The sequence below is a fragment of the Nocardia sp. CA-135953 genome (genome assembly GCF_050955735.1).
Lineage (GTDB): Bacteria > Actinomycetota > Actinomycetes > Mycobacteriales > Mycobacteriaceae > Nocardia.
In genome coordinates, this window is the sequence record NZ_CP192082.1 from 6,236,107 (window position 1) to 6,257,139 (window position 21,033).

22 protein-coding genes are annotated in these 21,033 nt (G+C 66.1%); 14 read left to right on the top strand and 8 right to left on the bottom strand.

The genetic code is table 11. The features are described from left to right. Positions 1-125 precede the first annotated feature (125 nt). Together ACQPXH_RS28665 and ACQPXH_RS28670 are read right to left on the bottom strand one after the other, a co-directional pair. Positions 126-1,355 carry a M20 family metallopeptidase gene (locus ACQPXH_RS28665; protein WP_433599569.1) on the bottom strand — a complete coding sequence of 410 codons (1,230 nt, stop codon included), beginning with the start codon at positions 1,353-1,355 and terminating at the stop codon, positions 126-128. Positions 1,356-1,448: 93 nt separating this feature from the next. Continuing rightward, on the bottom strand, positions 1,449-2,153 hold the full coding sequence (locus ACQPXH_RS28670) for an enoyl-CoA hydratase-related protein (RefSeq protein ID WP_433599570.1): 705 nt from the start codon (positions 2,151-2,153) through the stop codon (positions 1,449-1,451). An 804-nt stretch (positions 2,154-2,957) separates the two neighbouring features. Here ACQPXH_RS28670 and ACQPXH_RS28675 point away from each other — a divergent pair. Then, positions 2,958-3,737: a purine-nucleoside phosphorylase gene (locus ACQPXH_RS28675; RefSeq protein WP_433599571.1), complete on the top strand. Its 780-nt coding sequence runs from the start codon at positions 2,958-2,960 to the stop codon at positions 3,735-3,737. Continuing rightward, the gene (locus ACQPXH_RS28680; RefSeq protein WP_433599572.1) at positions 3,738-5,237 is read left to right on the top strand and encodes a phospho-sugar mutase; all 1,500 of its coding nucleotides are present in this window, start codon (positions 3,738-3,740) and stop codon (positions 5,235-5,237) included. It begins immediately after the preceding gene. A 103-nt stretch (positions 5,238-5,340) separates the two neighbouring features. Here ACQPXH_RS28680 and upp read toward each other — a convergent pair whose 3' ends face one another. Next, positions 5,341-5,964, bottom strand: a complete 624-nt coding sequence (gene upp / locus ACQPXH_RS28685) for a uracil phosphoribosyltransferase (RefSeq protein ID WP_433599573.1) — start codon at positions 5,962-5,964, stop codon at positions 5,341-5,343. Positions 5,965-6,108: 144 nt separating this feature from the next. On the opposite strand from upp, the gene ACQPXH_RS28690 reads away from it, so the two are divergent. The 5 genes from ACQPXH_RS28690 (at position 6,109) to ACQPXH_RS28710 (ending at position 9,733) form a co-directional block, all read left to right on the top strand. Next, positions 6,109-6,426 (top strand): hypothetical protein, encoded by a 318-nt coding sequence (locus tag ACQPXH_RS28690; protein ID WP_433599574.1) that lies wholly within the window; start codon positions 6,109-6,111, stop codon positions 6,424-6,426. 4 nt (positions 6,427-6,430) lie between these two features. Next, a complete protein-coding gene (locus ACQPXH_RS28695) occupies positions 6,431-7,555 on the top strand; it encodes a C40 family peptidase (protein ID WP_433599575.1) in 1,125 nt (374 codons plus the stop codon). Positions 7,556-7,575: 20 nt separating this feature from the next. Beyond that, complete coding sequence (locus tag ACQPXH_RS28700) at positions 7,576-7,926, top strand: hypothetical protein (RefSeq protein WP_040686879.1); 351 nt, start codon at positions 7,576-7,578, stop codon at positions 7,924-7,926. A gap of 158 nt (positions 7,927-8,084) precedes the next feature. After that, positions 8,085-8,432, top strand: coding sequence for a YbaB/EbfC family nucleoid-associated protein (locus ACQPXH_RS28705; RefSeq protein ID WP_433599576.1), 348 nt, complete (start codon positions 8,085-8,087; stop codon positions 8,430-8,432). Positions 8,433-8,458: 26 nt separating this feature from the next. Then, a complete protein-coding gene (locus tag ACQPXH_RS28710; RefSeq protein ID WP_433599577.1) occupies positions 8,459-9,733 on the top strand; it encodes a primosomal protein in 1,275 nt (424 codons plus the stop codon). A gap of 2 nt (positions 9,734-9,735) precedes the next feature. On the opposite strand, the gene ACQPXH_RS28715 is transcribed toward ACQPXH_RS28710, so the two are convergent. Together ACQPXH_RS28715 and ACQPXH_RS28720 are read right to left on the bottom strand one after the other, a co-directional pair. Continuing rightward, positions 9,736-10,833: an adenosine deaminase gene (locus tag ACQPXH_RS28715; protein WP_433599578.1), complete on the bottom strand. Its 1,098-nt coding sequence runs from the start codon at positions 10,831-10,833 to the stop codon at positions 9,736-9,738. 436 nt (positions 10,834-11,269) lie between these two features. Further along, on the bottom strand, positions 11,270-12,556 hold the full coding sequence (locus ACQPXH_RS28720; protein ID WP_433599579.1) for a thymidine phosphorylase: 1,287 nt from the start codon (positions 12,554-12,556) through the stop codon (positions 11,270-11,272). A 95-nt stretch (positions 12,557-12,651) separates the two neighbouring features. Between ACQPXH_RS28720 and ACQPXH_RS28725 the strand changes: the two genes are divergently transcribed. Next, the gene (locus ACQPXH_RS28725) at positions 12,652-12,873 is read left to right on the top strand and encodes a hypothetical protein (protein WP_433599580.1); all 222 of its coding nucleotides are present in this window, start codon (positions 12,652-12,654) and stop codon (positions 12,871-12,873) included. A 24-nt stretch (positions 12,874-12,897) separates the two neighbouring features. Here the strand turns inward: ACQPXH_RS28725 and ACQPXH_RS28730 are convergent, their stop codons facing one another. Then, a complete protein-coding gene (locus ACQPXH_RS28730; RefSeq protein ID WP_433599581.1) occupies positions 12,898-13,293 on the bottom strand; it encodes a cytidine deaminase in 396 nt (131 codons plus the stop codon). A gap of 1,097 nt (positions 13,294-14,390) precedes the next feature. Between ACQPXH_RS28730 and sdhC the strand changes: the two genes are divergently transcribed. The 4 genes from sdhC (at position 14,391) to ACQPXH_RS28750 (ending at position 17,855) form a co-directional block, all read left to right on the top strand. Beyond that, complete coding sequence (gene sdhC, locus ACQPXH_RS28735) at positions 14,391-14,789, top strand: succinate dehydrogenase, cytochrome b556 subunit (protein WP_387293924.1); 399 nt, start codon at positions 14,391-14,393, stop codon at positions 14,787-14,789. A 4-nt stretch (positions 14,790-14,793) separates the two neighbouring features. Continuing rightward, positions 14,794-15,225, top strand: coding sequence for a succinate dehydrogenase hydrophobic membrane anchor subunit (locus ACQPXH_RS28740; RefSeq protein ID WP_433599582.1), 432 nt, complete (start codon positions 14,794-14,796; stop codon positions 15,223-15,225). Positions 15,226-15,333: 108 nt separating this feature from the next. Beyond that, on the top strand, positions 15,334-17,085 hold the full coding sequence (gene sdhA, locus ACQPXH_RS28745) for a succinate dehydrogenase flavoprotein subunit (protein WP_387294056.1): 1,752 nt from the start codon (positions 15,334-15,336) through the stop codon (positions 17,083-17,085). Continuing rightward, complete coding sequence (locus ACQPXH_RS28750) at positions 17,085-17,855, top strand: succinate dehydrogenase iron-sulfur subunit (protein ID WP_364346493.1); 771 nt, start codon at positions 17,085-17,087, stop codon at positions 17,853-17,855. Before sdhA ends, ACQPXH_RS28750 begins: the two co-directional genes overlap by 1 nt. 237 nt (positions 17,856-18,092) lie before the next feature. Here ACQPXH_RS28750 and ACQPXH_RS28755 read toward each other — a convergent pair whose 3' ends face one another. Together ACQPXH_RS28755 and ACQPXH_RS28760 are read right to left on the bottom strand one after the other, a co-directional pair. Then, positions 18,093-18,776, bottom strand: a complete 684-nt coding sequence (locus tag ACQPXH_RS28755; protein WP_433599583.1) for a JAB domain-containing protein — start codon at positions 18,774-18,776, stop codon at positions 18,093-18,095. A 336-nt stretch (positions 18,777-19,112) separates the two neighbouring features. Beyond that, positions 19,113-19,316 (bottom strand): type II toxin-antitoxin system VapB family antitoxin, encoded by a 204-nt coding sequence (locus tag ACQPXH_RS28760; protein WP_433599584.1) that lies wholly within the window; start codon positions 19,314-19,316, stop codon positions 19,113-19,115. Positions 19,317-19,434: 118 nt separating this feature from the next. On the opposite strand from ACQPXH_RS28760, the gene ACQPXH_RS28765 reads away from it, so the two are divergent. Together ACQPXH_RS28765 and ACQPXH_RS28770 are read left to right on the top strand one after the other, a co-directional pair. Beyond that, a complete protein-coding gene (locus tag ACQPXH_RS28765) occupies positions 19,435-19,995 on the top strand; it encodes a DUF4396 domain-containing protein (RefSeq protein WP_433599585.1) in 561 nt (186 codons plus the stop codon). A 127-nt stretch (positions 19,996-20,122) separates the two neighbouring features. After that, positions 20,123-21,016: a phenylalanine 4-monooxygenase gene (locus tag ACQPXH_RS28770; RefSeq protein WP_433599586.1), complete on the top strand. Its 894-nt coding sequence runs from the start codon at positions 20,123-20,125 to the stop codon at positions 21,014-21,016. Positions 21,017-21,033: the final 17 nt, after the last annotated feature.

The window sequence follows — 21,033 nt, forward strand, 5'->3', positions numbered from 1 at the left end:
GGAATCGACCGCATCCGGGCCGACTTCCGCGAAATCCGATTGCGCGGCGCTCCCCTGGCCCCCCGTGGTCGCGCGCGTCACCGTCCCGGAGCGTGTCGCGGGCGCCGCGGAACGGCCGGAAATGCTCACCGAATGTCCTCCTGTCGTTGAACGAGCCGTTGCAACAACCTGTCCCTATGTACTTGATCGCGAGCTACGGCGATAGCGGTACGCGCAAGCGCGATCGCACCGTCGGTTACCGCACGATCGGCCGAAGCGTTGACGCTCGCCGCGGCGAAGCCGGGCTGATGCGTCACCGCCCCACCGGCTTCGATGCCGATGACCGGATGTATGCCCGGTATGACGTTGGTGACGTTGCCCATATCCGTACTCCCGAGCGGCCGCTGCGCCTCGAGTTCTGGTGCGATCGGCACCCGGCCCAAGTTCACGATCTGCTCGCGATAGGCAAACAGTAATCCTGAGTCGGGCGTCAGCTCGGTATATGTCGGCGCAACCGTCCGGATTTCGTGAGTGCAGCCGGTCGCCAGCGCACCCGCCTCGAAACAAGCCGACGCTCGTCGCATCAGATCGTCGAGGGATGCGGAGTCGACTGCGCGTAGGTAATACAGCAGTTCCGCACGTCCGGGAACGATGTTGGGGGCTACGCCACCGTCGCTGACTATACCGTGCAGTTGCTGTCCGGGTCGCAGATGTTGGCGCAGCAATCCCAGAGCAACCTGCGCGACGGTCACCGCGTCACCCGCATTCCGGCCCAATTCCGGGGCGGCGCTGGCATGCGCCTCATGGCCGTGGAAGACCACCGACAGATCCGCCAGCGCCAGCGAGCGCGCGTCGACGATATCGACGGGACCGGGGTGCACCATCAGCGCCATCGCCACATCGTCGAAGACACCGCGCTCGAGCATCAGCACCTTGCCGCCGCCGCTCTCCTCGGCGGGTGTTCCGAAGACGACGACGGTGATGCCGAGCGCGTCGGCCACTTCGGCGAGGCCGAGTCCCGCGCCGACCGCGGAAGCCGCGATGATGTTGTGCCCGCAGGCGTGCCCGATCTCGGGCAGTGCGTCGTATTCGGCGCAGATACCCACGGTGAGCTCGCCGGATCCATAGGTCGCGCGGAATGCGGTCGGCAGATCGGCGATGCCGGTCTCGACGGCGAAACCGCGCTCGGCCAGCGGCGCGATGGTCTTGGCGACGCTGCGATTTTCCTCGAACGCCAGCTCCGGTTCGGCGTGGATCGAATGCGACAGCGCGACCAGTTCGGGCGCTGCGGCCAGGATCGCGGCCTCCGCCGCCGCACCCGGATGCGGCTGGTGGTCCGTGCGTGATTCGGGGTGCCCGATGCGCGGTGGTGGCATGGCACACAGTCTGGCACTGCGCCGACGATCGGGCGCACCCTGCGCGGCGGGGCGCTGCCGCGGTGCGGCGCAAGGTTTGCGATCAGCTTGCGGTTATCCCGGGGCGAACGCCAGATTCTCCGGGGTGGTGGGGGTCGCGAGCCCGGCGAGCGCCTTGGCGTGCAGGGACCGCTTGATCACCGGCAGATTGGGCTTGCGATTTGCCGCGAGGGCGCCCGCACGCTCGATCGCGGACTTCAGCAACACGTCAGCATCCGCCTTTGCGTCGATAATTCCCGCGGAAATGGCCTCATCGGCGGCGAAGCGGTGACCGGCGGTCATGGCCTGAACGCAGACCTGATTGGTGAGACGCTCGGTGAGCAGCGCGTTCATGCCGACCGTGAACGGCATGCCGAGATGCACCTCAGGCAGACACCAGAAGCCGCGGTCGGCACGCATCACCCGGAAATCGTGCGAGGTGGCGAGCATGGCGCCCGCGCCGAAGGCATGACCGTTGACGGCTGCCACCGTCGGCAGCGGGAAGGTCAGCAGGCGGGTGTAGATGCTGTGCACGCGGTCGAGGTAGCCGTGCATCTTGTCCAGGTTGCCGAAAAGCCAATCGGTATCGAGCCCGTTGCTGTAGAACTTCCCACTCGCCGTGGTCACCAGCGCCGCCGGTCCCTCGGACGCCTCGACCTGGTCCAACAGCCCATGGAATGCATCGATCCAATCCGGATGGAAACGGTTCTCACTGTCCGTCTGCCCCGCGCTCCCGAGATAGACGACGAACACATCCCCTTCACGTTCCAGATACGGCATGCGTGCAGCGTAACGGCTGCGCGACGCAATACCTACTCACAGGTAGCAAATCCTCGGCAGGCCAGCGCCGAGAGCATCGCTGCTCACTTCAGCCCCAACAGGCGAGCCTTAGGAGCGAGGAGGTCACGGGCGGTCTCACGTCCGAGCGGGCCGAGCACATATGCCGCACACACAGGATTCGACCATTCGGGCGCGGCAGGTGCCGAACGATCCACCATCACCAACCACCACGAAGCGAGTCCTACGAGCGACCCGTTCGCGGCCCGTCTCGCGTCCGAGCCGTCGAAGCGATGCGACGAAGTCGCGAGCCAGGCACCCGACGCGCGCATCCAGTGCCGAACGACCCGCCATCACCAACCACCACGGAGCGAGTCCTACGAGCGACCCGTTCGCGGCCCGTCTCGTGTCCGAGCCGTTGAAGCGATGCGACGAGGTCGGGAGTCTCGACCATCCGAGGCGCGCATCCGGTGCCGAACGATCCACCATCACCAACCACCACGGAGCGAGTTTTGCGAGCGACCCGTTCGCGGCCCGTCTCGCGTCCGAGCCGTCGAAGCGATGCGACGAAGTCGCGAGCCTCGCACCCGACGCGCGCATCCAGTGCCGAACGACCCGCCATCACCAACCACCACGGAGCGAGTTTTGCGAGCGACCCGTTCGCGGCCCGTCTCGCGTCCGAGCCGTCGAAGCGATGCGCCGCAGGCGCGAGTCTCGACGGCTCGGACGCGAGACACCAGGGGGCCGCGAACCCGCCGCGGCCACGCGGCCAAAAACAGAGCGCGGCAAATCAGATACGGTGACGGCATGCTTGCCGAACAGGCCGCCAGGGCGATTGCCGAACGTACAGGAGTGGAACGGCACCGGGTTGCGGTGGTGCTGGGATCGGGCTGGCAGGAGGCGGCGGCGGAGATCGGGACGCCGTCGGCGTCGGTGCCGATGCCGGAGCTGCCCGGATTCGGGACGCCGAGCGCGCAGGGGCATGTCGGGATGGTGCATTCGGTCGCCGTCGACAACACGCCCGTGCTGCTGCTGATGGGGCGTCAGCATCTGTACGAGGGATATCAGCCGAGCGATGTCGTGCATCCGGTGACCGCGGCGATCGCGGCGGGCGTGGAAACCGTGGTGCTCACCAATGCGGCGGGCGGGATCCGGGACGGACTGCGCGTCGGTGAGCCGGTGCTGATCAGCGACCATCTCAATCTCACCGGCCGGACACCGCTGGCGGGCGCGACCTTCGTCGACCTCGTGGACGCGTGGGATCCCGAATTGCGTACGTTGGCAAGGGAAATCGATCCGAGCCTGACCGAGGGCGTGTACGCGGGCCTGACCGGACCGCAGTACGAGACCCCGGCCGAGATTCGAATGCTGCGCACCATCGGCGCGGATCTGGTCGGCATGTCGACCGTGCTCGAGGTGATCGCGGCGCGTGCGCTCGGCGCCCGAGTGCTCGGTATCTCGTTGGTCACCAACCTCGCCGCCGGCGTCACGGGTGCGCACCTCTCGCATGCCGAGGTACTCGCCGAAGGACATGCCGCCGCACCGCGTCTCGGCAAATTACTGCGCGGCGTACTGGAACGGCTGTAGATGCTGCGCTTCGGCACCGCCGGGCTCCGCGGGCCGCTGCAGGACGGGCCCGACGGCATGAACCTGGACACGGTGAGCCGGACGACCGCCGGACTCGTGGACTGGTTGCGCGGTCGCTGCCTCGGCGGCGGCGCGGTGGTCGTCGGGCGCGATGCCAGGCACGGATCCGCCGAATTCGCCATCGCGACCGCGGAAATCTTTGCCGCCGCGGGCTTTCCGGTGACGTTACTGCCGCGGCCGCTGCCCACACCGATCGTCGCCTACGCGGTGCGTGAGCTGGGAGCCGTTGCCGGAGTACAGATCACCGCATCGCACAATCCGGCTACGGACAACGGCTACAAGGTGTACCTGGACGGTGGTTCGCAACTGATCGCACCGGCCGACACCGAGATCGAGCGCTGCATCGAGGCCGCCACCGAGCCGATCCCCCGCACGCCGGTCACACCGGCCGCCGATGACCTGGTGCGCCGCTATATCGATCGGGTGGCCCAACTGCCGGAGTTGATCGGCGGTCCCGGCGAGCGCTCCGATGTCCGGATCGTGTTGACACCACTGCACGGGGTCGGCGGCGAAACGGCGGTGGCTGCCCTCACCGCGGCGGGATTCAAGCATGTGCACGTCGTCGGTGCGCAATTCGCGCCCGATGCCGACTTCCCCACCGTCGCCTTCCCGAATCCCGAAGAGCCCGGTGCCACCGATCTTCTGCTCGCCACCGCCACCCGGATCGGCGCGGACCTCGCCATCGCCCTCGACCCGGACGCCGATCGCTGCGCCATCGGAATTCCGGACGACGGTGGCTGGCGTATGCTGCGCGGCGACGAAACCGGTGCGCTGCTCGGCGATTACGTGCTGCGGACCGCGCCCCCGGATTCATTGGTGGCGACCACCATCGTGTCGTCGCGATTGCTCTCGAAACTCGCCGCCGCCCGCGGCGCGCGGTACGTGGAAACGCTGACCGGCTTCAAATGGCTGGCCCGCGCGGGCGACGGTCTGGTCTACGCCTATGAGGAGGCCATCGGTCACTGCGCGGACCCGGCCGCGGTCCGCGACAAGGACGGCATCTCCGCGGCGGTGCTGGCCGCCGATCTCGTCGCCCGGCTGAAGGCGGCGGACCGCACCCTCGCCGACGAACTCGACGACTACGCGGTCGAATTCGGCCTGCACGCCACCGACCAGGTCTCGCTGCGCCTACCCGACCCGGCCGCCGCCGCTGACCTGGTGAACCGCCTGCGCGCCGCCCCGCCCGACGAAATCGCGGGCGAGCCGGTCGAATACACCGATCTGCTCCAGGTGCGCGGCCGAATGCGCACCGACGCACTGGTTTTCGAGGGCGCCGGCTCCCGCATCGTGGTCCGGCCGTCGGGCACGGAGCCGAAACTCAAATGCTACCTGGAGGTGGTCGAGCCGGTCGCGGACCGAGACTCGCTCGCCGCCGCCCGAACCTCGAGTGAGCGCCGGCTTGCCGAGTTCCGTGCATACTGCGGGCGTCTCCCGAAATAACTCACGGGTTGGCACCGTTACGTTCTCGAGAGTTTGTCGAGGGTAGTCGAATGGTGGTGGGGATTTCGGCAACCATTCGACTACCCTCGGCGGGTCGGCGGGGTCAGCGGGGGCCGAATTGGCGGTCGCCCGCGTCGCCGAGGCCGGGGACGATGTAGGCGTCGGAGTTGAGGCCCGAGTCGACGACCGCGGTAACCAGGCGCACGGGGAGGCCTGAATCGGCAAGGGCGGCAATGCCTTCGGGGGCCGCCACGACACAGACCGCGGTGATGTCGGTAGCGCCGCGGGCGGCGAGCAGTTGCAGGGTGTGGCGCATCGAACCGCCGGTGGCCAGCATCGGGTCGAGTACGAAGACCGGCATTTCGGAGAGGTCGGCGGGCAGCGATTCCATGTACGGCACCGGCTGATGGGTGGTTTCGTCGCGGGCGATGCCGACGAAACCGACCTGGGCGTCCGGAATGAGTTCGGCGGCCGCGTCGACCATGCCGAGGCCGGCGCGCAGCACCGGAACCAGCAGCGGTGGCTGCGCCAATCGCGTTCCCTCGGTGTCGGATACCGGTGTGGTGATCGGGAAGTGGACCACCGGCGCGTCGCGCAGCGCCTCGTAAATCAGGATTCCGGTGAGATCACGCAGTGCGGCGCGGAAGGCCGGATTGGCCGTGCCCGCATCGCGCATCGTGGTCAGCAGGGCGGCGGCGAGTGGATGATCCACGGTGTGCGTGCGCATGTTGGAACGATAAGGTCGAAGACGAGTTCGGCGGCTAACCTCCACCCGAATTTTTTTCGAACGGCTGGAACCGATCGGTAAGGCAGCGCGTCGAACTAGGTGGATGACGTACTCTGCCTGGGAACAACAGATGGGGGAAGCACTATGCGAAAGATGTCGGCCGACACCGAGGGCATCACCGCCTACGGCGCGACGGCCGCGACGATGTCAGGTGATCTCGCCGCCGCCGGAGTGAGCGCCGCCGCCGCCGATCCCACTCTCCTCGGCCCCATAATGGGCTTGATCGGCGGCGATTTCATGGCCGCCTACGCCGCGGCCCATGCCGGGCACGTCGCCTCGATCGGTCAGTTGTCGGCGGTGCTCGCGAGTATGGGCGGTGCGGCAGCTGCTTCGGCCGTCGTCCTCGAAGAAACCGACCTGAACAATGCCGCCGGGCTGAATGCCAGCGGACTGGACGGGTAACGCCGTGATCGATGTCAGCGCCCTGGTCCAGCCACTGCTCGACCTACTCTCCAGCTTCGGCACCGGCGTCCTGCCCACCGGCGGGCCCGCCGACGCACTGACCTCCACCTCGACCGCCGTCGACCAGGTGCACGCGGCTGGCCGCAACAGCATCAACCAGGTGAACAACGCATGGGACGGTGCGGCGGCCGATGCCGTTACGGCGAAGGCGCTGCGGGTGCAGACCTCGGCCGCCAGCATTTCCGACCGCGGCAACGATATGGCTACCGTCGTGAATCAGGCTGCCGCCCAGGTCGAAACGGGCCAGAAGGAGCTGAACGGGATCGTCCAGTCGTTCGTGAACCAGGCCACCGGTCTCGGTCCGGCGCTGGCCACCCCCGAGGGCCTGACCGTGCTCGTCGGCTCCGCGATCGACCACATCGGTCAGGGGCTGAATGTGGTCGGCCGCGTACGCAACGAACTCGATACCCAGACCGCGTCGATGAACGAGCTGACTCCAGCGCCGTCGACGCCGTCGCTGTCCAATGTCGCAGGCATGGTCGGCACCGCCACCCAGGGCGCCTCGCAATTGTCATCGACGGTGAGCAGTGTCGCGAGCGGCGCCGGCGGCGTGCTCAGCAGCCTGATGAGCACCGCGAGCAAAGCCGGCACCACGACCGCGAGCACCGCGTCCAGTTCCAAACCGAGTACCAGCAGCACGACCGGGACCGGGCAGTCGTCTGCCTCAGGTAATGGCGTGAAGATCACCTTGCCCGACGGCAGCGTCGTGGAAGCCCCGAACGAGAAGGCGGCGACGGCGGTCAAGGCGGCCATCGGCGCGGTCGGCACGCCTTATGTGTGGGGTGGCAATACGCCCGGCTCCGGACTGGACTGCAGTGGTCTCACCAAGTATGCGTACGGCGAGGCCGGTGTCGACCTGCCCCGGTTGGCGCAGGAACAGGGCAACGGCCATATGCAGGTTTCGCCGGGCGATCTGATGCCGGGCGATCTGGCAGTGTGGGATGGCCACGTCGCGATGGTGGTCGGCAACGGGCAGCTCGTCGAGGCCGGTAATCCGGTCCAGATCAGCTCGGTTCGGACCGACAACATGGGTATGAACTTCTATGGCTTCTACCGGCCGACCTCATAAGTGAGCGGAGCGAACGAATAATGTCCCAGCCCCAGACCCCACCGATACCCAATGTCACGGTGGCGTCGAGCACCAACCGATCGGGCACCATCTCGGTCCGGGCCACCGACCAGGGCATGCCGATCGAGATCAAGTTCGAACGCAGTGAATACCGTTACGGCGCACAGACTCTGGCCGACGAGATCCTGCGACTGACCAAGCGCTCCACCGTCGCCGCCCGAGCCCGCCGCCGCGAGCTGCTCGCCGAGGCGGGTATGCCCGCCGACATCCTGGACAAGCTCGGCCTGCCGACCCGCCAGGCCGCAGTGGACGAACTGGACCGGATCGATGACGCGGACACGGGACCGACGAGCTGGATGAGGCCGGTTTGAGCGAGCGAAAAGAGCGAACAATGAGCACCGCTGCCACAGCAGTCATGCCGGAGTCGAGCGCCAGCGAGGCGCAGGCACATGAGTGAGCGGAGCGAGCGAATCATGAACACAGGCGCTCCAGCGCTCATGCCGGAGTCGAGCGCCAGCGAGGCGCAGGTATGAGCGCTGAGATGGACGCGTTGGTCGCCAACGCGACCGCGAAACTGGAAGCGCTCGAGGCCGCGCTGTACGGCCTCGCGCAGGTGCACGGACGGTTCCGGACCGAGGACGGCACGGTCAGCGTCGAGGTGAACAGCGACGGCGCCCTGGTCGCGCTGAGCCTGTCGGAGTCGGTCACCTCACTGCCGCCCGCCGAGGTCGGGCAGCTGATCGTATGGGCCTGTCGCCAGGCCGCCGAGGACGCCGGCACGCAGCGATCGAAGGTCGTTGCGACACTGAACGAGTCGTTCGCGGGGTCGCCGGAGGGTGCCCCGGGAAGCGTTGGGGGCGGGCCGGATAGTCACTGACTCGGAAGGTCGATAGGCTTCCGCACATGGCTTCTGGAGACATCGTCCCGATCGAGCTCGGCCTGACCGACGGCGATCTCGTCACCCTGTGGGCACCGCGCTGGCGCGACGGTGACGACGAGTGGGAGGCGTTCCTCGGACACGAGGATTCGCTGTACGGTTTCGAGACCGTTGCGGAGCTGGCCGCGTTCATCCGGACCAACTCCGATAACGATCTCGTGGACCATCCGGCGTGGAAGGTCGTGGCCGGGCTATCGGCGGTCGAACTGGAGCCGGAGGAGAACTTCACCTTCGATCTGGTCGGGGTCCCGGAGCTGGTCGCGAGCGATCCCGATGTGGACACCATCGCCGAGCTCGACGACACGCTCAGCATGGTGCGCAACATCGGTGAGGTGTGCGAGCTGGAGACGGTGACCAAGTTCTTCGGTTCCCATCCGGTGGTCGGCGCGCTGGCCAGCGGCGTGAGCGCCTTCGTCGGGCGCGACGGCGAGGAGCTGTGGGATCAGATCGGCGCCGCCATCGCCAAGGGCTGGGACGATGTCCTCGACGCCATCGACTCCGTGGTACAGACCCCCGAGGTCGATGCCGAAGCCGTCGCGGTCGCGGAAGCCGAACTGCTCGCCGCGGAGGAGAACGTCGTCGACGCCGATGACGCGGCCGACAGCGAGGAGGACGAGGAGTTCGAATCCGTCGACCTCGATGCGGACGACGAGGACGAGGAAGAAGACGAGGAGGAGGAAGAAGAAGAAGAGTCGTTCTGGCACGAGGTCGGCATCGACCCGGTCAAGATCGTCACCTCCGACGGCACCTACTTCACGCTGCGCTGCTACCTCGACGACGAGCCGATCTTCCTCGGCAAGAACGGCTCCATCACCGTATTCGGCTCCGAGCGTGCGCTGGCCCGCTACCTGGCCGATGACCATGAGCACGAGCTGGCGCGGGTGAGCACCTACACCGATGTGCAGACCGCCGCCGTCGACGGTTCGCTCGAGGTCGAGGTGACCGATGAGAACGTCTACGTCCTGCCCGGTCTCGCCGACGATCTGAGCGAGGGCCCCGAGGCGGTCGATATCGAACAGCTCGATCTGGCGGTCGAATTGTTCACCGACGCAGCCGATTACGCTGACGACGACACGGTGGAGCAGGCGCTGGCGCAGTCCACCCCGCTCGGCTGGTACGTCTCCTACCTGCTGAACCCGGACCCGACCCGCCTGGCCCCGAACCCACCGTTCACCGCGGAGGCCCAGAGCTGGCGGGACCTGGAGCGCAACTTCGAGTCCAGGCTCACGCAGGAGAAGTAGCTCTAGCCGAGCAGGACGGCGTAACCCGGCTTGATGATGTCGTCGATGATGCGCAGACGCTCGGGGAACGGGATGAACGCGGACTTCATCGCATTGATGGTGAAGCGTTCGAGGTCGCTCCAGCCGTAGCCGAAGGTGTTGACCAGCTTGAGCATTTCCTGGCTCATGCTGGTGTCGCTCATCAGGCGGTTGTCGGTGTTCACGGTGACCCGGAAGCGCAGCCGCGCCAGCAGGTCGAACGGATGCTTGTCGAGTGAGGGGACCGCGCCGGTCTGCACATTCGACGAGGGACACAGCTCGAGCGGAATTCGCGTATCCCGCACGTAGTTCGCGACCAGTCCGAGTTGCGCGTCCTCGATCGCGCCGGGAACAGTGATGTCGTCGGTGATCCGCACACCATGGCCGAGCCGATCGCAGCCGCAGAACGCCAGCGCCTCATGGATGGACGGCAGCCCGAACGCCTCACCTGCGTGAATGGTGAAATGCGCGCTATTGGCTCGCATGTATTCGAAGGCGTCCAGGTGACGGCTGGGCGGGAAGCCCGCTTCCGCGCCCGCGATATCGAAACCACCGACGCCGCGGTCGCGCCACCGCACCGCGAGTTCCGCGATCTCGCGCGAACGCGCCGCATGCCGCATCGCGGTAAGCAGGCAGATCACCACGATCGGGTGACCGGCCTCGGCCTCGGCCGCCGCACCCTCGCGGAATCCGGCGAGGGTGTGTTCGACCACCTCGTCCAGGGTCAGGCCGCGCTCGAGATGCTGCTCGGGCGCGAAACGCACTTCGGCATAGACCACGCCGTCGGCGGCGAGGTCTTCCGCACATTCCCGAGCCACGCGGCGCAGACCCTCGGGGGTCTGCATTACCGCGACGGTGTGCGCGAAGGTCTCGAGATAGAGCTCGAGCGAGCCGCTGTCGGCCGCATCACGGAACCACGCCGCCAGTTCGGTCTCATTGTCGGCGGGTAGGTCGTCGTAACCGCAATCGGCGGCGAGCTCCAGAACTGTCGCGGGCCGCAGACCACCGTCGAGATGATCGTGCAGCAGCGCCTTGGGAGCTTGGCGGATCGAGGCAAGGGTCAAAGGCATCGGTCCTGTCATGACCACACGTTAGCCGCACGGACCCGTTCGTGCGGCTGTGATTGCGCTCTCCGCCAACCTCACCCGAGGCATAACCCGCAATGTCCCTGCTCGAGCAGACCTCGAGGTACCAGTAATTCCCTCTAACCAGCCAAGAATTAACGTAGCGGTCGGTTTCCTGCCTGCTTGCCGCAAACCTTTTGCCCCCAACTCGGTGCGCTCGACTCGCATCCGGACTCGAAGGTGTCGCTGGCGTTCGCCGAGCGGACGGCCCACACCGACGCATTGAGTCGGCGCGCCACGCATGCGGGTTGCCAGTTGACCAGCGCGCGACGAGCGAGCCCATGCGGGCTCGAGTGAATTTGCGCGGGCGCCACGGCAGCCGCGTGCCAAACGAATTCGTGTGCCGACGAAATGGCGCGTCGGGCGAATTCGGGGGTGGAAGTGGCCGATGGTGTCAGGGGGCGATGCGGTCCAGGATCAAGGGGGCTTGCGGTGGGGGCGCGGTTCCGATGGTGAACGAGTTTTCGAGGGCGGCGAGGGCGCCGGAGAAGGCCTCCGGCGTGTCGGTGTGCAGGGTGAGCAGGGTTTGGCCTGTGGTTACGGAAGCGCCTGGTTTGGCATGCATTTCGATGCCCGCGCCGAATTGGACGGGGTCGCGCTGACGGGCTCGCCCCGCGCCGAGTCGCCAGGTCGCGATGCCGACGGCCATCGCATCGAGGCGGGTGAGCACACCGTCTCGTTCGGCCCGAATGATTTCGGTGTGCTTCGCGCGCGGCAGAGGCGCGTCCGGATCGCCGCCTTGGGCCCGAACCATGGCGCGCCAATGGTCCATTGCGCGACCATCGGCGAGAGCGTCGGCCGGGTCGATATCGAGTCCGGCCTGGGCGACCATCTCGCGGGCGAGGGTGAGCGTCAGTTCGACGATGTCGGCGGGGCCGCCGCCCGCGAGCACATCCATGGATTCGGCGACCTCGAGTGCATTGCCAGCGGTGCGCCCGAGCGGAGTGTCCATCGCGGTCAGCAATGCCACCGTCCGCACCCCGGCATCGGTGCCGAGTTCGACCATGGCCGTTGCCAATTCGCGCGCGCCGTCCAGGGTTTTCAGGAACGCTCCTGAGCCGACCTTCACATCGAGTACGAGCGCGGCGGTCCCTTCGGCGATCTTCTTGCTCATGATCGAGCTGGCGATCAGCGGTATGGATTCGACGGTCCCGGTGACATCGCGCAACGCGTACAGCCGCTTATCGGCGGGGGCGAGATCGGCACCCGCCGCGCACACCACCGCGCCGATCCCAGGATCGGACAGGATCTCCCGCATCCGCGCCACCGGCACATCGGCCCGCCACCCCGGGATCGCCTCCAGCTTGTCCAGCGTCCCGCCGGTATGCCCCAGCCCGCGCCCGGAAAGCTGCGGCACAGCGGCCCCGCACGCCGCGACCAACGGAGCCAGCGGCAACGTGATCTTGTCCCCGACCCCGCCGGTCGAGTGCTTGTCCACTGTCGGCCGCGCAAGATCGGTGAAGTCCATCCGACGCCCCGACGCGATCATGGCATTCGTCCACCGCGCGGTCTCCCGACGCGTCATCCCCCGCCACACGATGGCCATCGCCAACGCCGCCATCTGCTCGTCGGCCACCGCTCCATTGGTGAATCCATCCACCACCCAATCGATCTGCGCATCCGACAGCTCCCCGCCGTCCCGCTTGGTCGTAATGATCGAAACCGCGTCCACTGCCGTCACACCGGCAAGTCTGGCACGTGACGCGCTCGCCCCCCGGAACTTGTCGGTGCCCTCCGATAGCCTCTGCGCATCATCGAGTCGACGTTGGGGGAGCAATGACGCACGCACACCTGGACCGCCGCGTGACGGATCTCGAGGCCCGCATCCGCGAGGCCGAAGCGGGCTTCGTCGAATCCCAGCTGAAGCTCACGCGACGAGTCACCGCAATCGAAATCGTCCAAAGACGAAGCTTCTGCCGCATTCTCGAACACCTCGGCGTCCCCACCGACGAAATCTCGCAGATCACGGTGACAACCGACGACGAAGTCGACGCATAGTTCGAAGGGCTTGCTGAGAGCGACCTAGGTCTGCCCGGCATCCAGATCATCGGGTCCGAAGGCGTCGGGGAGCAGGGTTCGAAGCGGCACGGGTCCGGTCCTGTGGTCCACCAGAAGATCGGCCCCGCCGTGCTCGTAGAGCAACTGTCGGCAACGCCCACAGGGCATCAGGATTTCGCCGCGGGAATCGGTGACCGAGAGTGCGAGCAACCGGCCACCGCCGCCTGCGAACAGGTTCCCGATCAGTACGCATTCGGCGCACAGGCCCAATCCATAGGAAACGTTCTCCACATTGCACCCGACGACCACGCGGCCGTCGACCAGCCCGGCCGCCCCGACCGGGAATCGAGAATACGGCGCGTACGCCCGCTGCATGACCTCATATGCGCTGGTCCGCAATAATTTCCAGTCGATATCCACGTGTTCGCTACCTTCTGTGGTCCAGGGTCGGTTTCGGTATGGCTGGCGGCTCGGCTGGTCGAATTCTCTCGTCCCGACCCGATGTCGCCCGGCTCGACCCACGCCTGAGCGTGGACCTGACTGGATCCCGGTCGCACCGGACCCCGCTGCACCGTGGCGGCATTCCCGATGTGTCCTTTTCGCAGTGGCATCAGCTCGTGCGGTTTCCAGCGGTCATCTGCGGGCTCGGGTTGTAGGAGCGCGGCTACGAAGGGGCGCGCAACTGGCATGCTTGGTACACCGCGCATCGGGTGCACCCGTCATCCCGACCGCGCCGCACTGTTGGGGTCGCCGCTCGAGGTGCATCTGAACGAACATAGGAGCGATACGGGGACACCGTCAGGTGGCGCTTCGGCGGATGCGGTGGATCGTTATTTCGATCGGCCTGATCATTGCGGTGCTGTTGTTCGGCGTGCAGGCCGAAGGACCCCGATGGCGCCGAACAGACGATCCCGGTCGCCGTCACGGGCGCCGGGGCGTCCTGCGGATCGCGAACTCATGACGCGGTTGCCGGAACGACGCCGATGACCGTCGTAGCGAAATTCGGCTGTCGCCGACCGGAATCTGCGATAGTTTTCTGTTACCGATCAGTAGGCTATGACCCGGCGAATGAGACATTTTCCACATTGCCGACGCTCACAATTCCGCCCGTCGAACTGAGAGCCCCGGCGCCGACCGGAAACCGCGAGTTCGACGCATAGACAATGCGCATAACTTGAATTGCCTTGTCGCGCAAGATTCTTCAGTCGAATTCCGATATCGGCAGCCCCTCCGGGGCCTAGCCGCACTTGCCCGCGCAGGGGCCACGGCGCAACCGTTTACACATCAAGAAAGGTAAACCTAACTCGCTCGACTGTAGCGCAACGCACGGCCTACCGAATTAGTTCCGTGATTGCGAGGGGATTAGAGTCCAGAACAGATCGGTTCAGGTTCCCGGCGGCGGGCCCCGCGCGAGCTATTTGGAGCAGCAAAGCGCAGCCACCTGGGCATTTACATCCACGTCGCCTGCCTCGGACTTGCAACCGGGTCCATCAACGACGTTGGAGGCACCGCACTCTATGACCACGATAGAAGCTCCGGCACAGCCGAAGCGGAAGACGCTGTACCGAGGCGACCCCGGAATGTGGTCGTGGGCGCTGCACCGGATCACCGGTGTCACCATCTTCTTCTTCCTCTTCGTGCACGTCTTGGACACCGCACTCGTTCGGGTCAGCCCCGATACCTACAACCACGCCATCGAGACCTACAAGAACCCCATCGTCGCGCTGATGGAGATGGGCCTTGTCGTCTGCGTGCTGTTCCACGCGCTCAACGGCGTACGCGTGATCCTGGTCGACTTCTGGGGCAAGGGCCCGAAGTACCAGAAGACGATGCTCTGGGTGATTCTCGCCATCTGGTTCCTGCTGGTGGTTCCGGCCGTCGGCCGCCAGTTCTTCTACCTGTTCACGGAGCACTGAAGCCATGAGCGCACCTGTCCTCGGTAAGAGCTACGACCGGCCAGCGAGCCTGGATCTCCCCCGCTCGCCGCGTGCCCGCTCCAGCAACAACTTCGAGAAGTACGCGTGGCTGTTCATGCGCTTCTCCGGCCTGCTGCTGATCGTGCTGGTCCTCGGCCACATGACGATCATGCTGCTGCTCGACGGCGGCGTGAAGCGGCTGAACTTCGCCTTCGTGGCCGGCCGCTGGTCCAGCCCGTTCTGGCAGTTCTGGGATCTGAGCATGCTCTGGCTGGCCCAGCTGCACGGCGGCAACGGCCTGCGCACGGTGATCGCGGACTACTCGCGCAAGGACTCGACCCGGTTCTGGCTGAACACCCTGCTGGCCATTTCGATGATTCTGATCGTGGGCGTCGGCACCTACGTCATCTTCACCTTCGACCCCAACATCAGTTAGGAACAGGCGAACTCCGATGAGTGAGCGCAGCGAACGAATCATCGACACAGCGTGTTTCACACATGCCGGAGCCGAGCACAGCGAGGTGAAGGCATGAGTGAATCCCGGATTCAGGAGCACCGCTACGACGTCGTCATCGTCGGTGCCGGTGGCGCCGGTATGCGCGCGGCGATCGAGGCCGGTCCCCGGGCCCGCACCGCCGTTCTGACGAAGCTCTACCCGACCCGCAGCCATACCGGTGCTGCACAGGGTGGAATGTGCGCCGCGCTGGCCAATGTCGAAGAAGACAACTGGGAATGGCACACCTTCGACACCGTCAAGGGTGGTGACTACCTGGTCGACCAGGACGCCGCGGAGATCATGGCCAAGGAGGCCATCGACGCGGTGATGGACCTGGAGAAGATGGGCCTGCCGTTCAACCGCACGCCCGAGGGCAAGATCGACCAGCGGCGCTTCGGTGGTCACACCCGCGATCACGGCAAGGCCCCGGTCCGCCGCGCGTGCTACGCCGCCGACCGTACCGGCCACATGATCCTGCAGACGCTTTACCAGAACTGCGTCAAGCACGACGTGGAGTTCTTCAACGAGTTCTATGTGCTCGACCTGGTCATGTCCGAGTCCGAGCGCGGTCCGGTCGCGACCGGTGTGGTCGCCTACGAGCTGGCCACCGGCGAACTGCACGTCTTCCACGCGAAGTCGATCATCTTCGCCACCGGCGGTTCCGGCCGGATGTACAAGACCACCTCGAACGCGCACACGCTGACCGGTGACGGTATGGCGATCGTGTTCCGCAAGGGACTGCCGCTGGAGGACATGGAGTTCCACCAGTTCCACCCGACAGGCCTGGCCGGCCTCGGCATTCTGATCTCGGAGGCCGTCCGCGGTGAGGGCGGCATCCTGCGCAACGCCAGCGGTGAGCGCTTCATGGAGCGCTACGCCCCCACCATCAAGGACCTCGCGCCGCGTGACATCGTCGCCCGCTCGATGGTGCTCGAGGTGCTCGAGGGCCGCGGCGCCGGACCGAACAAGGACTACGTCTACATCGACGTGACCCACCTCGGCGAGGACGTGCTCGAGGAAAAGCTGCCCGACATCACCGAATTCGCGCGCACCTACCTGGGTGTGGACCCGGTGAAGGAACTGGTGCCGGTCATGCCGACCTGTCACTACGTGATGGGTGGCATCCCGACCCGGATCCGCGGCGAGGTGCTGCGCAACAACACCGATGTGGTGCCCGGCCTGTACGCCGCCGGCGAGTGCGCGTGCGTCTCGGTGCACGGCTCCAACCGTCTCGGCACCAACTCGCTGCTCGACATCAATGTCTTCGGCCGCCGCTCCGGCATCGCCGCCGCGGAGTACGCCCAGCGCACCGAGTTCGTCGAGATGCCGGAGAACCCGGCGCAGATGGTGCAGAACTGGCTGGCCATGCTGCTGTCCGAGCACGGCAACGAGCGCGTCGCGGATATCCGCACCGAACTGCAGTACACGATGGATATGAACGCCGCGGTCTTCCGCACTGAGGACACCCTGAAGCAGGCGCTCACCGATATCCACGCGCTCAAGGAGCGCTACACCCGAATCACGGTGCAGGACAAGGGCAAGCGCTATAACAGCGACCTGCTCGAGGCCGTCGAGCTGGGCTTCCTGCTCGAGCTGGCCGAGGTCACCGTGGTGGGCGCGCTCAACCGCAAGGAATCGCGCGGCGGCCACGCCCGCGAGGACTACCCGGACCGCGACGACGTCAACTTCATGCGGCACACGATGGCCTACAAGGAGGGCGCGGAGCTCATCTCCGATATCCGCCTCGACTTCAAGCCGGTGGTGCAGACCCGCTACGAGCCGATGGAGCGTAAGTACTGATGACTGCCGTACTCGAAACACCCCCGCAGAAGGCCGCACCGGTGCCCGAGGGCTCGGTCATGGTCGACGTCAAGGTCGCCCGGTTCAACCCGGAGGACGACAAGGGCGCGCACTGGGAGACCTTCCAGGTGCCGGTCCTGCCGACCGACCGATTCCTGAACGTACTCATCTACATCAAGTCCTACCTGGACGGCACGCTCACCTTCCGGCGCTCCTGCGCGCACGGTGTCTGCGGTTCGGACGCCATGCGGATCAACGGCGTGAATCGGCTGGCCTGCAAGGTATTGATGAAGGACATGCTGCCCAAGAGCGGCAAGTCCCTCACCATTACCGTCGAGCCGATCCGCGGCCTGCCCGTGGAGAAGGACCTCGTGGTCAACATGGAGCCGTTCTTCGACGCGTTCCGTGCCGTGAAGCCCTACCTGATCACCTCGGGTAACGAGCCCACCCGCGAGCGCATCCAGAGCCAGGCCGACCGCGCCCGGTTCGACGACACCACCAAGTGCATCCTGTGCGCCTGCTGCACCACCTCCTGCCCCGTGTACTGGAGCGACGGCAGCTACTTCGGCCCGGCCGCAATCGTGAACGCACACCGTTTCATCTTCGACAGCCGCGACGAAGGCGCCCGCGAACGCCTCGACATCCTCAACGACGTCGAAGGTGTCTGGCGCTGCCGCACCACCTTCAACTGCACCGACGCCTGCCCCCGCGGCATCGAGGTCACCAAGGCCATCCAGGAAGTCAAGCGCGCACTGCTGTTCGCCCGCTGACTCCTGGACCGACCTCACCGGCCTGAACACGAAGGCCGCCTACATCTTCGGATGCGGGCGGCCTTCGCATTCGTGCGCTCATCGGCCGTGCCCACCAAAGGCCGTTCGCTCATATCGTTGTCGTCTGCGCAATAAACGGCGGTAATGATCGTTCCAGGACGACGACTCCGCGGCGAGTGTCGACGAGCCGACACCCACACTGCTGCATCGCATTCCGGCACTGCCCCGCTGACCGCATCACCCACCGGACCGGTGCAGCGGTGCGGCACTGGCCCACCCGTCCCCCGCGATCACCACGTGGTCCAGGAAGCGCAGGCCGACGGTGCGGGCGGATTCCATGAGCAGCGTGGTCGCGCGACGGTCGTCGAAGCTGGGGACCGGGTCGCCGGAGGGGTGATTGTGCACGACCGCGAAGGCGCGACCGTCGTGGCGCAGTACGGTATTCAGGATTTCCCGGACCGGGACGGCGACCTGATCGATCGCCCCCTCGGCGACGAATACCTTGTGCCGCAAGCGATTCTGCGCATCGCACACCAGCACCAGCAGCCGTTCGACGCGGGCGCCCGCGAACAGCGGCAACGCCACCCGGACGACGTCGGTGGCGCCGTCCAGGCGTGGGGCGGTCTCCGGACTGTTGCGCGCCCTGGTGCCGAGGTGGAAGGCGGCGATGATGGCCGCCGCCTTGGCGTCCCCCACACCCGCACGCCGCGATAATTCCTCCGGCCGCGCGGCCGCCAAACCGGTGATGCCGCCGTGCTCGGCGATCAGTTCGGCGGCCATATCCAGTGCGCTTTCACCGCGGCGACCTTGGCGCAGCAGCACGGCGAGCAATTCGCTGTCGCTGAGCGCGTGCGGGCCGAGGGTGAGCAGCCGTTCGCGTGGACGTTGGCCGGATGGCAGTTTGGCGATGGGTACCGACATCAATCCCCCTCGAATCCGATGTGATCTCCGCATCATGCCAGCACCCACCGACAGGCCGGATGCGATGGCGACCACGCTCTGCGCACCGCCACCGGGTCGGGCAGACTGAGTGCGCAGGTCCAACCTTGGGGGTCGAATGTTCAACTGGCGCAGGCGGAGTGCGCGTCACATCGGACTCGCCGCAGTCTTTCTCGCAGCAGTCTTTCTCGCAGCGGCCTGTAGTGCGCAGGCCCAATCCGAGCAGCGCCCGCACCTCGACGACACCCGGTCCTGAAGTACCTGATCGAGCTGCCCCCACCCCAGGAAGGGCTGCGCTGCCCGACGCGGTGAGCCCGATCAGCCGTCGGCAACCGCGATCTCGGGTCCAGGCCGGGGGGACAGCACACCGGCAGCCAATCGCTGCAGTTGGTGAAGTTGCCGCTCGTGCACAACGATTCGGCGCAGCGCCTCGTTGATGGTGGCGCTGCTCGTCGACGTGCCCATGATGGCGGCCGCGGCGGCGAGCAGTTTCTGGTCGAGATCGATCCGCACGGATTTCATGCGCCCTCCTTCGTACATTCGCCATATTGCTTTATACGGTCCGCTCATGTGTGGCAAATCGGGCACAACGTCGGAGTTCACATTTGACTAATTACCCTACGGGGGTATAGTTCCCCACATGGAGCACGAGCACGGAACGCCTGTCGAACACCACGAACATGCCGGGCACACAGCACATTCCGCACATCCGGCAGCCGCCGGGCATGCTCAGCACGCAAACACCGAGCATCGGGCTCCGGCGTCCTGGCAGATGGCCGCCCAGGCCACCCTGCACTGCCTCACCGGCTGCGCGATCGGCGAAATCCTCGGCATGGTGATCGGCACGGCACTCGGCTGGAACAACACCGCGACCATGGTTTTGGCGATCGTGCTCGCCTTCTTCTTCGGCTACGCGCTGACCATGCGTGGCGTATTGAAGGCCGGTCTGCCACTGGCCGCCGCCATCACCACCGCGCTGGCCGCCGATACGGTCTCGATCACGGTCATGGAAATCGTCGACAATGCCGTCATCCTCGCCGTGCCCGGCGCCATGGACGCACACCTGGACACGGTCATGTTCTGGGCGACGCTCGCCTTCTCCCTCGTGGTGGCCTTCATCCTCACCACGCCGGTCAACAAATGGATGATCGGCCGCGGCAAGGGCCACGCGGTGGTGCACGAATTGCACAGTCACCACTGAACAGCTCGCCGCCGCAGCAGCCGGTCCGCTGCCGGTCATAATGCGAAGAAGCCCGCCCAGCTATACAGTTTGACCAGCTGAGCGGGCTTTTGTTGTCGCAAAGACCCCGCGGTGCTTGCATCGACGTATGTTCACCGAAGCTCAGCTGTACTCGCCGGTGACCCGATCCGGCGATGGCGATGTCATGGTGCACCTGAGCGACGAGCACCCCGGCGTGCACGATCCCGATTACCGCGCCCGCCGCAATGCGATCGCCGCGCTCGCGCTGGATTACGCACCGGGTAAACCCGTGCCACACGTCGACTACACCGACGAGGAACAACAGGTGTGGCGCATCGTGTCGGCCGAACTCGCCCGCAAACATCAGAAGTACGCCGCCACCGAGGTGCTCGCGGCAGCGGCTCGGCTCGACTTGCCGAGCGATCACATTCCACAGCTCGACGAGGTCTCCGCGGCGCTGGTCCCGCTGACCGGATTCCGCTATGCGCCGGCCGCCGGCCTGGTGCCGCTGCGCGAGTTCTTCGGTTCTTTCGCCGACCGCACCTTCCACTCCACCCAATACATCCGGCACCATTCGGCCCCGTTGTACACCCCGGAACCCGACGCCATCCACGAGATCATTGGGCACGCCAATCAGATAGCCAGCCCGCGCTTCGCCGCCATCTACGAGGCGGTCGGCGCGGCTGTCGCCCGGCTGACCACCGATACAGCGCTCAAGTTCCTCGCCGATGTCTTCTGGTTCTCCATGGAGTTCGGTGTGGTCCGGGAGAACGGCAAAATCCGTTGCTACGGAGCCGGATTGCTGTCCTCCTACGGCGAGATCGAGGAGTTCCAGCACGCCGAGCTGCGACCGCTGGACGTGGCGACGATGGGAACCGCCGTCTACGACATCACGCACTACCAACCGATTCTGTATTGCGCACAGTCGATTTCGGAGATCGAGGATGTGATCGGGGGCTTCTTCTCCAGCATGGACGACGATTCACCGCACCGCGTACTGCACACGGCTGGTATAATGTGACACATCATCGTTTAAAC